14 protein-coding genes are annotated in these 15332 nt (G+C 64.8%); 3 read left to right on the top strand and 11 right to left on the bottom strand.

The genetic code is table 11. The features are described 5' to 3' along the window. Positions 1 to 80: 80 nt before the first annotated feature. Positions 81 to 650, bottom strand: a complete 570-nt coding sequence (locus JAO75_RS06825; protein WP_199047757.1) for an NADPH-dependent FMN reductase — start codon at positions 648 to 650, stop codon at positions 81 to 83. 217 nt (positions 651 to 867) lie between these two features. On the opposite strand from JAO75_RS06825, the gene JAO75_RS06820 reads away from it, so the two are divergent. Further along, entirely contained in the window at positions 868 to 3210 is a 2343-nt protein-coding gene (locus tag JAO75_RS06820; RefSeq protein WP_199047756.1) for an HWE histidine kinase domain-containing protein, read from the top strand. 69 nt (positions 3211 to 3279) lie between these two features. Here JAO75_RS06820 and JAO75_RS06815 read toward each other — a convergent pair whose 3' ends face one another. The 4 genes from JAO75_RS06815 to JAO75_RS06800 form a co-directional block, all read right to left on the bottom strand. Next, positions 3280 to 3531, bottom strand: coding sequence for a hypothetical protein (locus JAO75_RS06815; RefSeq protein WP_199047755.1), 252 nt, complete (start codon positions 3529 to 3531; stop codon positions 3280 to 3282). Continuing rightward, positions 3528 to 5993, bottom strand: a complete 2466-nt coding sequence (clpA, locus tag JAO75_RS06810) for an ATP-dependent Clp protease ATP-binding subunit ClpA (RefSeq protein ID WP_199047754.1) — start codon at positions 5991 to 5993, stop codon at positions 3528 to 3530. Before clpA ends, JAO75_RS06815 begins: the two co-directional genes overlap by 4 nt. Positions 5994 to 6021: 28 nt before the next feature. Further along, positions 6022 to 6402 carry an ATP-dependent Clp protease adapter ClpS gene (gene clpS / locus JAO75_RS06805; RefSeq protein ID WP_425523159.1) on the bottom strand — a complete coding sequence of 127 codons (381 nt, stop codon included), beginning with the start codon at positions 6400 to 6402 and terminating at the stop codon, positions 6022 to 6024. Between the two features lie 297 nt (positions 6403 to 6699). Continuing rightward, the gene (locus tag JAO75_RS06800; protein ID WP_199047752.1) at positions 6700 to 7029 is read right to left on the bottom strand and encodes a phasin family protein; all 330 of its coding nucleotides are present in this window, start codon (positions 7027 to 7029) and stop codon (positions 6700 to 6702) included. 271 nt (positions 7030 to 7300) lie between these two features. On the opposite strand from JAO75_RS06800, the gene JAO75_RS06795 reads away from it, so the two are divergent. Beyond that, positions 7301 to 8869, top strand: a complete 1569-nt coding sequence (locus JAO75_RS06795; protein ID WP_246742392.1) for a D-alanyl-D-alanine carboxypeptidase — start codon at positions 7301 to 7303, stop codon at positions 8867 to 8869. A 79-nt stretch (positions 8870 to 8948) separates the two neighbouring features. On the opposite strand, the gene JAO75_RS06790 is transcribed toward JAO75_RS06795, so the two are convergent. From JAO75_RS06790 to JAO75_RS06765, 6 genes are all read right to left on the bottom strand, one after another. Continuing rightward, on the bottom strand, positions 8949 to 9659 hold the full coding sequence (locus JAO75_RS06790) for a DnaJ domain-containing protein (RefSeq protein WP_199047750.1): 711 nt from the start codon (positions 9657 to 9659) through the stop codon (positions 8949 to 8951). Between the two features lie 82 nt (positions 9660 to 9741). After that, entirely contained in the window at positions 9742 to 10449 is a 708-nt protein-coding gene (locus JAO75_RS06785) for a glutathione S-transferase N-terminal domain-containing protein (RefSeq protein ID WP_199047749.1), read from the bottom strand. A gap of 93 nt (positions 10450 to 10542) precedes the next feature. Further along, entirely contained in the window at positions 10543 to 10899 is a 357-nt protein-coding gene (locus JAO75_RS06780) for a hypothetical protein (RefSeq protein WP_199047748.1), read from the bottom strand. Positions 10900 to 10979: 80 nt separating this feature from the next. Continuing rightward, entirely contained in the window at positions 10980 to 11240 is a 261-nt protein-coding gene (locus tag JAO75_RS06775; protein ID WP_199047747.1) for a hypothetical protein, read from the bottom strand. Between the two features lie 25 nt (positions 11241 to 11265). After that, positions 11266 to 11703, bottom strand: a complete 438-nt coding sequence (locus tag JAO75_RS06770) for a DUF1489 family protein (RefSeq protein ID WP_199047746.1) — start codon at positions 11701 to 11703, stop codon at positions 11266 to 11268. 54 nt (positions 11704 to 11757) lie between these two features. After that, positions 11758 to 13734: an acetyl/propionyl/methylcrotonyl-CoA carboxylase subunit alpha gene (locus tag JAO75_RS06765; protein WP_199047744.1), complete on the bottom strand. Its 1977-nt coding sequence runs from the start codon at positions 13732 to 13734 to the stop codon at positions 11758 to 11760. Between the two features lie 226 nt (positions 13735 to 13960). On the opposite strand from JAO75_RS06765, the gene JAO75_RS06760 reads away from it, so the two are divergent. Continuing rightward, on the top strand, positions 13961 to 15307 hold the full coding sequence (locus JAO75_RS06760) for an Nramp family divalent metal transporter (RefSeq protein ID WP_199047742.1): 1347 nt from the start codon (positions 13961 to 13963) through the stop codon (positions 15305 to 15307). Positions 15308 to 15332 lie beyond the last annotated feature (25 nt).

Raw genomic sequence — 15332 nt, 5'->3', positions numbered from 1 at the left:
AACAGATCACCCATCAGCGCCTCCAGAACAGAGACACTGAAGCACTCCTCAGGCCAAATTAATAGGTCCTGAGCCTAGGCTTAAGGTGCGGACGCCTTCGGCCGCGCGGCGAAGGCCACGAAGCCTTCCAGGTATTTGCGAAGCTGCTCCTCGATCTTCTGGTCCGCCAGGGTGCCGTCCTGGTTGAACACCGTCTGCGCCTTGGACACCATCAGGCGCCCGCCGTTCCAGAGGTCGGCTCCGAGGTAGCGCAAAACGGGAAGCCAGGCGTTCTGTGACAGGATGGTGCCGAAGCCGCCCGGCGAGGCGCCGATCAGGCCAACGGGCTTGCCGCTGAAAACCCGCTTGATGTCGTCGGCCGGGCGGGAGAGCCAGTCGATGGCGTTCTTGAACACGCCCGGTATCGAGTTGTTGTATTCCGGCGTGACGAGCAGGAGCCCATCCGCGGCCGCGATGGCGTCTTTAAGCGCCGCAACCTTCTCCGGAATCCCCTCGTTCGCCTCGAGATCCGCATCGTAGAGCGGGATGCCCCGGATGGTCGCAACAGTGAGTTCGGCACCCTCGGGCATGAGGCCCGCCGCATTGCGCAGAAGCGCGGCATTGAACGAGCCCTGACGCAGGCTCCCCGACAGGCCGATCAATCTCGTCATGGTGCCCTCGCCTTACTGCCGATGCGGAAGGGTACCCGCCTAGGGTGCCAAGTCAAACCCTGGTGTCGGCGGCCCCGAGTAAAACGCAAACATGGATCGGGCAGGGCCTAGAAAAGGAGGGACAATGGTTCATATGTCGCCTATTGAACATTGATCATTCTGGTGAACGCTCGCCCATGAGCACCTCCCCGCCCGGCCCCTCCCACGAGAACGCTCGATGCAATATCGGTTGAAGAGCCAGCCCGACTTCCTGGCCGGCGGCGGACTCATGGGCGAGAAAATCCGCCGCCATGGCTGGTCGTCCACCCCGATCGGCGACGTGGAGACATGGCCGCACTCCCTGCGCACGGCCGTGAGCATGATGCTCCATTCGAAGTTTCCGACCTTCATGGTCTGGGGACCGGAGCTGACCGCCTTCTATAACGATGCCTACAGGCCGATGCTGGGCAGCAAGCCCGAGGCCCTCGGCCGCCCTTTTCGGGAGATCTGGTCGGAAGCCTGGGACATCATGGGGCCGATTGCCGAAAAGGCACTCACCGGCGAGGCCAGCTATTTCGAGGATCTGCCGATCACCCTGGAGCGGAAGGGATATCCGGAGCAGACCTGGTGGACCTTCTCCTACAGCCCCGTTCATGACGAGAACGGCGATGTCGCGGGCGTTCTCTGCATCGTGCATGAAACGACCGCGAAGGTGCTGAGCGAGCAGCGGCTCGAGTTTCTCGTCCGCCTGAGCGACCGCCTGCGCGGCCTGAACGAGCCGATCGAGGTCATCACCGCTGCGCAGCAGATGCTGGGAGAGCACCTCGCGGTCAGCCGCGTCGGCTTCGGAGAGGTCGAGGAGACGGCCCGCTACTTCACCACCGAGCGCAACTGGACGGACGGCACGGTGGCGCCCCAGATCGGGACCCACGATCTTACGGCGTTCGGCCCGGAGATCCATGGAGCCCTCAAGCGCGGCGAGACCCTGGTCGTCCACAACGCGGCCGAGGACCCGCGCACGAACTCGCCGGAACACCTCGCCGCCTTCGCGGCCCTGGAATTCTCGTCCGTCGTGACGGTCAGCCTGATCAAGCGCGGACGCATGGTCGCGGCGATCTACGTGCACAACCGGATGCCCCGGTTCTGGACCGCCAGCGAGGTGAAGCTCGTCGAGGATGTGGCGGAACGCATCTGGGATGCCCTCGAACGCGCCCGCGCGGAGACCGCGCTCCGGGCCAGTGAGGATCGCTTGCGACTGGCCATCGATGCAGGCCGCATGGCCGTCTGGGAACATAAAACGGCGACGGATCGCATCACGGTGAGCCCTGAGCTCAACCGCATGCTCGGGTATCCGGTGGATACGGAGCTGGACCTGGCCGACCTGCGAACGCGCTATTATCCGGGAGACCGGGAGCGGCTGTCAGCCGCCGCCATGGCGGCTCTCAAGAAGGGAGAGCGGTTCTTCGAGGTCGAGTATCGTTACTACAGGGTCGACGGATCGCTGCGCTGGCTCCTGATGCGTGCCGAGATGCTGCTGGGTCCCGATGGGTTTCCGACCAGAACCATCGGCGTTCTCCTGGACATTACCGACCGCAAGGCTGCCGAGGAGGCCCTGATCGAGAGGGAGGCGGAGCTGATGGCAGCCCTCGAGGCCGGCTCGCTCGCCATCTTCGACTTCGATCATGTCGAAGGAAGGATGAACCCCTCACCGCGCCTCAGCGAGCTTTACGGCTACCCGCCCGATCATGTGCTGACCCTTGCGGACATCCGGGCCCGCTATCATCCCGACGACGTCACGCAAATTCTCAACAAGCGCGACAGGGAGCAGGAGGACGCGAGCTTCCGCAGTTTCGAATGGACGCTGCGCCTGATGATGCCCGACGGCGAAATCCGGTGGGTGAACGGACGCGGTGAGTATGTGCGGGATGCAAACGACCGGATCGTCAGGTCCCGCGGCGTCGTCATGGATATCACCGAGCGTAAGCGGTGGGAGGAGCATCAGCAGCTTCTCATCCACGAACTGAACCACCGGGTGAAGAACACGCTGGCGACCGTCCAGTCCATCGCGTCCCAGACCCTCCGCAATGCCGGCACCATGCAGGAGGCCCGCTCCGCCATGGAGGCGCGCCTGCTCGCCCTCTCCCGCGCCCACGACGTGCTCACGCGGGAGAACTGGGAAGGAGCAGGCCTCATCGAGATCGTCCGGGAGGCCATGGCGCCTTACCGCCACGAGCGCGAGAGGCGCATCCACATCGAAGGCCCGGACGTGCGGCTTTCCCCGCGCATGGCGCTGGCCATCGCCATGGCGCTGCAGGAACTCGCCACGAATGCGGTGAAGTATGGCGCCTTGTCCAATGAAACTGGCGAAGTGCGGATTGCCTGGTCGGTGAGCGATGGATCGGACAGGCGCCTGCATCTGACCTGGTCCGAGACGAACGGGCCGGCGGTCGAAGTTCCCAAACGCCGGGGCTTCGGCACCCGGCTCATCGAGCGCAGCCTCGCCCAGGACCTCCATGGGAAGGCGTCAATCGACTTCGCCCCGGCCGGCATCGTCTGCACGGTCGATGCTCCGGTTGCCTGAGGACAAGGAAAAGCCGCACCGGATCGAATCCGGTGCGGCTTTATATGCGCTCGACTGAACGTAAGGCCTTCAGAGGGTGGCCAGGATGGCTTCGATGCCTTCCATGATCGCCGCCGGCGAGGTGCCGAGAGCGCTCAAGCCCACTTCCAGAAACCAGTAGCAGCCGAGAATGATCACCGGCACGAGGATCCAGCCGAGGATCTCCTCGAACCAGACGCGCCGGCGACGGCGCTCGTAGCGCTTCTCGCGCCACGAGACCTTCGCCGGAGCATCGAGGGTGCGGGACCCCTGGAGGGGTCCCTCGTGAATTTCAGACGTCATGCTCTAACCAGTGGAACCTTCGGAACGGTGCGGACACCTCCGCCCCCATTACCATCGGGGCCCTTCGGCTTCACCGACTTTTTCGTCTTCGAGGGCGCGGACTTCGCCTTGGGCTTCTTCTTGGCGTTGGTCGGGACCTTCTCGGGCTTCGGCTTCACCGGGCCTTCCACATACTCGAAGCCCAGGCTCTGCAGGCCGATCTCGTCGGTCTTGACCACGACCTTGACCGCGCCGCCATCCTTGAGCTTGCCGAAGAGCACCTCGTCGGCCAGCGGCGTCTTGATGGTCGACTGGATCAGACGGCCCATCGGGCGGGCGCCCATGGCCTCGTCGTAGCCGTGCTCCACCAGCCAGTCGCGGGCCTCCTCGGTGAGCTCGATCGACACGTTGCGGTCGGAGAGCTGGACGTCCAGCTGCATGACGAACTTGTCGACGACCTTCTGGACCACTTCCTTCGGCAGGTGACCGAACGAGATGATGGCATCGAGGCGGTTGCGGAATTCCGGCGTGAACAGCTTGTTCACCGCTTCCGTATCGTCACCTTCCCGCTTGGTGCGGGTGAAGCCGTAGGCCGGGCGGGCCATGTCGGCGGCGCCCGCATTCGTGGTCATGATGATGATCACGTTGCGGAAATCGACCTGCTTGCCGTTATGGTCCGTCAGCTTCCCGTGGTCCATGACCTGAAGCAGGATATTGAACAGATCCGGATGCGCCTTCTCGATCTCGTCGAGCAGGAGCACGCAGTGCGGATGCTGGTCGATCCCGTCGGTCAGGAGACCGCCTTGATCGAAGCCCACGTAGCCGGGAGGCGCGCCGATCAGGCGGCTGACCGTGTGCCGCTCCATGTACTCCGACATGTCGAAGCGCAGGAGCTCGACGCCGAGCGACGTGGCCAGCTGCTTGGCGACCTCCGTCTTGCCGACGCCCGTGGGGCCGGCGAAGAGATAGGAGCCGATGGGCTTTTCCGCATCGCGCAGGCCGGCCCGGGCCAGCTTGATCGCCGAGGAGAGCGCCTCGATGGCCTTGTCCTGCCCATAGACCACCCGCTTGAGGGTGTCCTGCAGGTGCGCGAGCACCTCCGCGTCGTCCTTCGACACGGTCTTGGGCGGGATGCGGGCCATGGTGGCGATGGTGGCCTCGATCTCCTTGATGCCGATGGTCTTCTTGCGACGGCCCTCGGGCAGGAGCATCTGCGAGGCGCCAGTCTCGTCGATCACGTCGATCGCCTTGTCCGGCAGCTTCCGGTCGTTGATGTAGCGGGCCGACAGCTCCACCGCCGCCTTCACGGCGTCGTTGGTATATTTGAGCTTGTGGAAGTCCTCGAAATAGGGCTTCAGGCCCTTCACGATCTCGATGGCGTCCGGCACGGACGGCTCGTTGACGTCGATCTTCTGGAAGCGACGGACGAGGGCCCGGTCCTTCTCGAAATACTGGCGGTATTCCTTGTAGGTGGTCGAGCCGATGCAGCGGAGGCTGCCCTGGGCAAGAGCCGGCTTCAGAAGATTCGAGGCATCCATCGCACCGCCGGAGGTGGCGCCGGCGCCGATCACCGTATGGATCTCATCGATGAACATGATGGCGTTCGGGTGGGCCTCGATCTCCTTCATGACCTGCTTCAGGCGCTCTTCGAAGTCGCCCCGATAGCGGGTGCCGGCGAGCAGCGTGCCCATGTCGAGGGAGAAGACGGTGGCGCCCTTCAGAACCTCCGGCACCTGGCCCTGGACGATCTTGCGGGCGAGGCCCTCCGCGATGGCGGTCTTGCCGACGCCGGGATCGCCGACGAGGAGCGGGTTGTTCTTCTGGCGGCGGCACAGGACCTGGATGGTGCGCTGGACCTCGGATTCACGGCCGATGAGCGGATCGATCCGGCCTTCCTTCGCCTTCTTGTTGAGGTTGACGCAGTAAGCCTCGAGGGCATCGCCCTTTTTCTTGGCCCGCGCATCGCCCTCGTCCTGGGTCGGACGCTCGTTGGACGATTCCTCCTCGGAGGACCCGCGCGGAGAGCGGCTCTCGGTGAGGCCCGGGCGCTTGGCGATGCCGTGGCTGATGTAGTTGACCGCATCGTAGCGGGTCATGTCCTGCTCCTGCAGGAAGTAGGCGGCATGGCTCTCCCGCTCGGCGAAGATGGCGACCAGCACGTTGGCGCCCGTCACTTCATCCCGCCCCGAGGACTGCACATGGATCACCGCCCGCTGGATCACGCGCTGAAAGCCGGCCGTCGGCTTGGAATCCTGGCGCCCGTCCGCGACGAGATTGGCGAGTTCACTGTCGACGTAGTCCACCAGGTTGCGGCGGAGAACGTCGAGATCGACATTGCAGGCCCGCATGACGGCCGCAGCATCCTGGTCGTCGACCAGGGCCAGGAGGAGGTGTTCGAGGGTTGCGTATTCGTGGCGGCGCTCGCCGGCGAGAGCGAGGGCTCGGTGAAGGGCTTGTTCAAGACTGCGAGAAAAGCTCGGCAACGGCTTGTCCTTTATGAGCGGGGCTCGGCTAATTCTTTTCCATTACACATTGCAGAGGGTGCTGGTGTTTCCGGGCGAAATCCATCACCTGGGTTACCTTGGTCTCGGCAATTTCGTACGTAAAAACTCCACACTCCCCGACACCGTTCTGGTGCACATGCAGCATAATCCGGGTCGCATCCTCGCGGTTCTTGTTGAAGAAACGCTCCAGCACATGCACCACGAACTCCATCGGGGTGTAATCATCGTTCAAGAGGAGAACGCGGTAAAGGTTCGGCCGTTTCGTGCGCGGCTTGGTTTTCGTGATGATGGCCGTGTTGGAGCGACCGCCATCGTCGCCTCCGGGATCCCCCCCGGGAGGCTGTGACCCGCCGGCAGCCGACAGCGGCGACTGCCCCGACAGTGTCATTGTACCTTGAGCTAACCGCAGCATCGTTGGACGACCGCCCCTTCTTCTCGTCTTGGCCCCACCCATGGCCCGCTCCGTTTTGGACCACAGCACAAAGCCAAATCTATAGTCGCTCCATCAGGTTCGCTAGATCAACCAGATGGGTGGTCGCAGCTTGGATGAAAAGAGCGACATCTTGGTCACGCCTTCGCGAGGCCGGCTCCGCGACGGCCAAGCTTGCGGCGCATGGCTCCCCAACGCAAAACGCCCGGCACGAGGCCGGGCGCTTCATCCTAAGGGATGTAAAACTTTTTAGCCTTACGACGCCTTGGAGAGGAGGCCCTCGTAGGGCTTCAGCGTCTCGGTGGCGAGGGAGGAGTAGAGCGAGCCCAGCTTGGTCGACTGGCTGACCAGGTTGTCGTAGGCGCCCTTCACATAGGCCGTCTGGATCTCGACCGCCTTGTCCAGGGTCTGCACGCCGAGCAGCTTCTCGACCGTGGAGGAGGTGTGCTCGAACGACTTGCGGGCGAAATCGGCCGCCTCGGTTGCGATGGCCTGGGAGTTGCTGGAGAAAGCACCGATGGCCTTCATGGTGGCATCCAGGTTGTCCTGGCCGAGCTTCTGGAATTGGGCGAACGGCTGAAGCATTGTGAACCTCGACAATAAGGCGTTAAATGGTGGTCGGCGCCGCTAGGCCGCTGACGGAGTTCTTTATGTGCACTGCACAAAATTTTGTCAAGTTCTATTGTGCATCGCACAATTCATTACACGACAGAATCGTCCCTGTTAACGCCCCCGTAACCGCAACCTCTTACCGTCAGAGGATGTGTTGCGCCGGCAACGGCTCCCATTAGTGAGCCGGGCGCACGGGCCTAAAAACCAAACGAAACAGGGAATTTTGAGTATGAATTCGGTTTGGATGGGACACCGAAAGACTTGGGCTCTCGTTGGTATCGCTGCGTCATTTGCCATCACGATCACCTCCCCGGCTGAAGCGGCCCGCCGCAAGGCGCCGGCTCGTGCCAGCTACAGCCCTCCCACGGCCTCCATCGTGGTCGATGCCAAGACGGGCAAGGTTCTGCAGGGCGAGAACATCGATGCGCCCCGTATCCCCGCCTCCATTACCAAGGTCATGAGCCTTTACCTGCTCTTCGAGCAGCTGGAGCGGGGCCGGATGAGCCTCAACACCCCCCTGACGGTCTCGTCCTATGCCGCCAGCCAGCCGCCGACCAAGCTCGGCCTGCGCCCGGGCTCGACCATCGAGGTCGACGACGCCATTAAGGCGATGGTCACCCTTTCGGCCAACGACGTCTCTGTCGTGGTGGCCGAGAACGTGGCCGGTTCGGAAGACGCCTTCGCCCAGATGATGACCCGCAAGGCCCGGGAACTCGGCATGAGCTCCACGGCCTTCTACAACCCGCACGGCCTGCCGCACGACCCGCCGAACATCACCACGGCGCGCGACCTGGCGGTTCTCGGCCGGGCGATCCAGGACCGCTTCCCGAAATACTTCGCCTATTTCGAGACCCGCTCCTTCCAGTACGGCCAGCGCACGATCCGCGGCCACAACCGCCTGTTGGGCAAGGTCGAGGGCGTGGACGGGATCAAGACCGGGTATACCCGCCTGTCCGGCTTCAACCTGCTGACCTCGGTCAACACCGCCAACCGCAGCATCGTGGCCGTGGTGCTCGGCGGCCGCTCCGGCGCCTCCCGCGACCAGAAGATGGCCGGTCTGATCGACGATCACCTGCCCCGTGCCTATGCCGGCGCCCGCATCGCCCCGCCAGTAGTGGAAGGCTCCCCACAGCCCGCCATGGTGGCGGAGGCTCCCGCTCCCCGTCCGGTGGAGCCTGCTCCCGCCCAGGCTCCGGTCAGGGTCGCGGCCGCCACCCCGGAGGCTCCGATGGCCCAGGCCACGACGCCTCAGCCCGAGCGCAAGCCGCTCGACCTGAACACTCTGCGTCCGGTGGTGGCATCCGCGGCGGGCGCAAGCTCCACCACGACCCCCTCCTCCACCTCCTCGGTGCGCTGGCAGAAGGGCCAGGAGCCTCTGCCGCTGAACGCCCAGGCCTATGCCTCGCTGCCAGCCCAGGCTGCTCCGGCTCAGATCCCGGCCTCGCAGAAGGCTGCTCTGGCGGCCAAGATCGAAGCGAAGCCCGTCGAGGCGGCTCCGGCCCCGACAAAGACCGCCTCTCTCAAGGTTGAAGTCCCCGAGCCGAAGAAGGTCGAGCGCCCGGCGGTGACGGGCTGGGTGATCCAGCTCGGCGCCACGGACGACGAGTCCAAGGCGAAGGAAATGCTCGACTCCGCCCGCAGCCGCTTCGGCAAGCTGCTCGGCAAGGCCTCCCCGTTCACGGAGAAGGTCACCGTCGACGGCAGCACGCTCTACCGGGCCCGTTTCTCCGGCTTCTCGGAATCGGATGCGGCCGCGAAGACCTGCAAGCAGCTCAAGAAGAGCGGCGTGAACTGCTTCGCCGCCCGCGGCTGAGACAGGATTGAAGAACCCTGAGACGGTGCGTGTGCTTGCACCGTCTCGGCTTTGATACAACCGGATCGCGCGTGGAGTATCAGCGATGTCGGCCCAGCAGGACTTCTCTCGCCTCGTTCACGCGAGCCGCGAGGTACGCCGTCCCCCCATGGTCGGGATGGAGCCTCTTCATCAAGGTTCGATGCGCTTTTCGGACCTCGTCGAGGCCCGCACCCGGCTGAAGCCCCAGGATCTGATAGGCTTCTTCTTTCGTCATTACGCCCGACTGCGCCTGAGTGCGCGTCCGCGTGTCACGGTCTCCCTGAGCGTTTTCACGCCAGCCGGTAAACCGGCGATCAAGATACGCCTCTAGCAGGGGAACACCCTGGGGATCGTGGGCGCTGCATTCGTCGTAGAGGCGGCGCAGGCTTCCCGGGTCGAGACTGGAAAGGCGCCTGCCCGCGAAGGCTCCGACCAGAATGCTGCCCTCGACCGCGCCGGTCGAATGATCGATTTCCATCTCGATCATGGCGGAGCGGATGCGGGAGAAGCGTCCAGGCTGCGGCTGAAGCCTGCGCCAGGGGCCGGTAAAGTCGATGGGGCTCCATCCGAGCGCCCAGGCGCCGAGCCCGCCGATGAGCAGCGCGAGGCCGGGCTGGCCCTTGATGCCCACCCAGGCGGCCGCACCCAGGGCGGCAACGCCGCCTATAGTCCTGACAGCCTTCGCCAAAGCCTTCGTGTCGGTGCGCGTGTAATTCCTGCCCAGCCACCACAGAAGGGCGAGCGCGGCGATTCCCAAAAGCAGCATCATCGTTTTACGTCCCCATCCCAACATGTGGGCCGGGATGGGGTGGATGTAAATCGCCGCCGGCGAGAATGCGGCAGCCGCAGGCTCACTCCGGGCGCGCCGGAATGGCGAGGCCGCGCTGAACGGCCGGACGGGCCAGGCCGCGCTCCAGCCATGCCGGCACCCTCTTCAGGGTGTCGAACTCCACCAGTTCGCCCGCGCCGTAGAAGCCGATCAGGTTGCGCACCCAGCCCAGCAGGGAGATGTCGGCGATGGTGTAGTCGTCGCCCATGATCCAGTCGCGGCCCTCGAGCCGGGTCTCCAGCACGCCGAGCAGGCGCTTGGATTCGTTGCGGTACCGCTCCAGCGGCCGCTTGTCCTCGATCTCTCGGCCGGCGAACTTGTGGAAGAAGCCGAGCTGACCGAACATCGGGCCGACAGAGGCCATCTGGAAGAACACCCACTGGACGGTCTCGTAGCGGCGTGCCGGATCGGAGGGCAGAAGCCGGCCGGTCTTCTCCGCCAGATACAGCAGGATGGCGCCGGACTCGAACAGCCCGAACGGCTTGCCGCCCGGCCCGTCGGGATCGATGATCGCCGGGATCTTGCCGTTCGGGTTCAGCGCCAGGTACTCGGGAATCCAGGTCTCGTTCTTGCCGATGTCGATGTAGTGCGGCTCGTAGGCGAGCCCGGCCTCCTCCAGCATGATGGAGACCTTCACGCCGTTCGGCGTGGGTGTGGAATAGAGCTGGATCCGGTCGGGGTGCTGGGCCGGCCAGCGGGTCGAAATCGGGAAAGCGGACAGATCGGCCATGGGAACTCCATCATCGACGTGAGTCGTGGTGGAGCGATGCTAGAGGCATGGCAACGGCTTGCAAACGCGAAGCCGCAGCCTGCCGATCAAGTCTTAGTGCAGCAGGCGGGCCGCGCCGCGTTGGCTCTCGCGCTCCCAGGCCTGGACGACGACACCGTTGATGCCTGAATCGTGCAACCTGTCGCTGAGATCGATGAAGTGGCGCTCGGTGGCCTCCACGTCGAACTCGATCTGCTCGTCTTCCGCCTGCTCCAGCTCGCAGGCCGCATAGCGTTCGTAGGCGGCCGACATCTCGGCATAGGCGAAAGCCACCGGCAGGGTGCGGAAGATGGTGGAGAATTCTTCATCCAGCTCGCCGGTCGTCAGGTCGCGCATTTGGACGAGATAGCCGTCGTCATGCTCACAGACCTCGTAACGCCAGTGCCGGCCTTCGGATGCACACATCAGCATCGGAACCTCCACTCAACTGAACTGCTGAGCCAATGCGAATCGCGGCAGTGAGGTTCCAGGATGATCCCCAGCAAATAAGTCTAACGGCGAAAGCCCATCTCGGCGCGGACGCGGCCGCTGATCCGCACCTGCGTGCCGTTGCCGAGATCGATGAAGCCCTGCTCCGCCCTGGGGCCGTCCCGCCTTTCCGCCCTTGAACGGGTGGCCGGGAGGGGCTCCTCGCAGCCGGGCGGCAGCCTCACCTCCATGCCCGGCGGCAGGTGCGGCGTGCGGCACTCTTTCGCAAGCGCCGGACCGGCTGTGGCCATCAGCAGGAGAGAGAGGACGATTGGGAGCTTCATCGCAGCGCCTCCAAACTCACATATGTTAGAGAAGGCCGAGTTCGGCCAGTTCCCGACGCATGTCCTCGGGCATCTTGGCCAGATCGCCCGCCTTCCCATCGATATCACGCGGAGCATCCTTAGCAACGAGATAGCGCCAGCCCTGGAACGGTCGGTAGGGCCTCGGCTCCACAGCGACCACCTTCGGGTCCAGCACCAACCGGCAACGCCCGATGCCCTCTCCATCGGTGAAGGGGCGCACGTCGAGAAGCGCCTGCCGGGCTGCCACATGGCCTTTGATGACCCAATACAGCGAACCGCCGCCCAGAAGCTCATCCACGCGCTTCGGCACCATGCGGGTCGTATGCGTCTGCTCGTAGTCGCGACCGAGCCGGCGATGAAGCGCGCGGTTCTCCTCGATCCATTCCTCGAGATCGGTGATCGAGTCGCAGCCGACGCAGAGTTTGATCAGGTGAAGTGCCATGTCTGCTTTCAACCATGCGCATCGCAGATCGGACATCCGGCGATGCGCCGCAGGTCAATCATTGGTCTTGAACACGATCAGGCGTGAACCTTCCGCCACCTGGGCGCCCGGCTCGGCGGCGATCTCCGCCACCTCGGCATCGGAGGGCGCCACCAGCACGTGCTCCATCTTCATGGCCTCGACGATGGCGAGCCGCTGCCCCTTCTCGACCCGATCGCCCGGCTGCACGAACACGGCGACGAGCTTGCCGTGCATTGGCGCCTTCACTGAGCCGCCCTCGTCCATGTGTTCGAGATCCACATCGAAGGGATCGTAAGGCTGCACCAGTGTCTGGCGCCCGTTGCGCAGGATGTAGACACCATGCGGCGCTTCGATCTCCCGGTCGATCTCCTCGTCGGCCCAGGGGTCGCTCTCGCCGAAAGCCACCGTGCTCGCGCCATGATGGTCGGGGCTGAACACCTCACGGGCATCGACCCGCTCGCCGTCGACGAGAAGCGGCACGCCGACACTGCGGGCGCCGAGCAGTTGGAAGCCGTCCGGGTTCGACCAGGGCGAGGACGGCTCGTCGCTCTTCTGCAGTTCGGCCATGCGCAGCCGCTCGATCTCCCGCGAGATGAGCGCCGCCGCGCCGAACGATACGGCGACATCGTCGCGTGGCTGAGGCCCGACGCCGAGCGCGTCGAGATTGCGGTCGATGAAGCCGGTGTCGAACTCCCCTGCCCTGAAGCCTTCCGCCTCGCAGAGTTTTTTCAGGAATGCCGCGTTGGTCTTGGGACCGGCGACGATCGTCTGCCCGAGCGCCTCCGCCAGAAGCGAAAGCGCTTCCTCGCGGGTCGCGCCGTGCGCAATGACCTTGGCGATCATCGGATCATAATAGGGCGTGACCTCCGCTCCGGCCTCGACGCCGGTGTCGATGCGGATGCCCTCGCCTTCCGGGAATTCCAGGGCCCAGAGCTTTCCGGTCGAGGGCAGGAACTCCTTCTCCGGATCCTCCGCATAAAGGCGCGCCTCGACCGCATGGCCATCGATGGCGAGATCGTCTTGCGAGAACGGCAAGCGCTCGCCGGACGCCGCGCGGAACTGCAGCTCCACGAGGTCGAGCCCCGTGATTGCTTCCGTGACCGGATGCTCCACCTGCAGGCGGGTGTTCATTTCCATGAAGTAGAAGCGGTCCGGGCGCAGGCCCTCGCGGCCGTCGGCGATGAACTCGACGGTGCCGGCGCCCACATAGCCGACTGCGCGGGCGGCCTCGACGGCGGCCCGGCCCATGACGTCGCGCATCTCGGGCGGCATGCCGGGAGCCGGCGCCTCCTCGATCACCTTCTGGTGGCGGCGCTGGAGCGAGCAGTCGCGCTCGAAGAGGTGCACCACGTTGCCGTGGCTGTCGGCGAAGACCTGGATCTCGATGTGACGCGGCGAGAGGATGTATTTCTCCACCAGCACGCGCGGATCGCCGAAGGCGCTCGCGGCCTCGCGCTGGGCGCTCTCGAGCGCGGCGTCGAAATCGGCCGCCTTCTCGACCCGCCGCATGCCCTTGCCGCCGCCGCCCGCGACCGCCTTGATGAGAACCGGATAGCCTATCTCGTAGGCCTTCTGGCGCAGGAAGTCGGGGTCCTGCTTGGCGCCATGGTAGCCCGGCACCACCGGCACGCCGGCCTGCTGCACGAGGGCCTTGGCGGCATCCTTCAGGCCCATGGCCTTGATCGCCGAGGCCGGCGGGCCGACGAACACGATACCGTTCGCAGCACAAGCTTCGGCGAACTCGGCCCGCTCGGACAGGAAGCCGTAGCCCGGATGAATGGAGGCTGCCTTGGCGCGCTTGGCGACTTCGATAATCCTGTCGATCTGGAGATAGCTCTCGCGGGCGGGCGCGGGGCCGATGAGATAGGCCTCGTCCGCCATCTGCACGAAGAGCGCCTCCGCGTCCGCTTCCGAATAGACCGCAATGGTGCGCATCCCCAGTTGCCGGGCGGTGCGGATGATGCGGCACGCGATCTCGCCGCGATTGGCAATCAGGACGCTCTCGAGCATGTCCATCCCTTGTCTGATGTCCGTTCAGGTTTTGGGAAACCTAGAGCAAACCTCAAGCCTCTTGTCACGCCCGAACAGCCGAACGCAGCCCTGCTCAACAGGCGCGCTGTCCCTTTTGGGTAAGGCCGAGCCATCTGTTGCAACTTTGTGCAACTCTCCTCTTGCCCGGACGTTTGTTCCACGCTAGCCTCTTATTGCAAATAATTTGCAACTGCAGAAAGTGACCATGGATCAGTCGGCTCCCGTCTCCCTCGTGCAGAAGGCCGCGTGGCGGCGCTCCTCGGACCTGCCCTCCCTGCCGGAGGTCAACCGCTCGATTGCCGTGCGGTCGGGCTCGACGTGGCGGCGGGCAGCGGCGTTCCTCGGCCCGGGCTATCTGGTGGCTGTGGGTTACATGGATCCGGGCAACTGGGCGACCTCGCTGGCGGGCGGCTCGAAATACGGCTACGCCCTGCTCTCCGTGGCGCTGATCTCCAACATCATGGCGATCATCCTGCAGTCGCTCTGCGCCCGGCTGGCGGTGGCCACCGGCCGCGACCTCGCCCAGGCCTGCCGCGACGCCTATCCGAGGCCCGTCGCCTGGGTGCTCTGGGCGCTGGCGGAACTCGCCATCTGCGCCACGGACCTTGCCGAGGTCATCGGCACGGCCATCGGCCTCAACCTGCTCTTCGGCATCCCGCTCGAGATCGGCGTCATCATCACGGCGCTCGACGTGTTCCTGATCCTGTATCTGCAGAATCTCGGCTTCCGCTGGGTCGAAGCCTTCATCATCACCCTGCTCGGCGTCATCGCGGTCTGCTTCGGCATTCAGATCGCCATGGCCGACCCGAACTGGGCCGGCGTGATCGCGGGCTTTGCGCCGACGACCCAGATCGTCACCGATCCGGACATGCTCTACCTGGCGCTCGGAATCCTCGGCGCGACGGTGATGCCGCATAACCTCTACCTGCATTCCGGCATCGTGCAGACCCGCGCCTATGGCGACACGGTTCCTGAAAAGCGCGAGGCCCTGCGCTTCGCCACCTGGGATTCCACCATCGCGCTGATGTTTGCTCTTACCATCAACGCATCGCTGCTCATCCTCGCCGCAGCCGCCTTCCACCACACGGGGCGGACGGAGATCGCCGAGCTCGGCGAGGCGCATACGCTGCTCCAGCCGATCCTGGGCAGCGCCATCGCCCCGATGCTGTTCGGCCTGTCGCTCCTGTGCTGCGGCCTGAACTCGACGGTCACGGCCACCATGGCGGGCCAGATCGTCATGGAAGGCTTCATCAACTTCAAGATGGCGCCCTGGATGCGCCGACTCGTCACCCGCGGCATCGCCATCGTTCCGGCCTCCATCGTCACCATCGCCTATGGCGAGAGCGGCACGGCGAAACTGCTGATCCTGAGCCAGGTCATCCTGAGCCTCCAGCTCCCCTTCGCGATCATTCCCCTAGTGACGATGACCGCCTCCAAGGCCAAGATGGGCGCCCTCGTCACGCCGCGCTGGCTCACGGCCCTTGCCGGCATCATCGCGGCGGTGATCGTGGTGCTGAACGTAAAGCTCTTGGTGGACTTCGTGCTGGGATGAGCAGACCGTCATGGCCGGGCTCGTC

The sequence above is a fragment of the Microvirga splendida genome (assembly GCF_016427565.1).
Classification (GTDB): Bacteria; Pseudomonadota; Alphaproteobacteria; order Rhizobiales; family Beijerinckiaceae; genus Microvirga; species Microvirga splendida.
The sequence above is the reverse complement of the archived record's forward strand: the minus strand, read 5'-3'. Positions and strand labels throughout refer to the sequence as shown.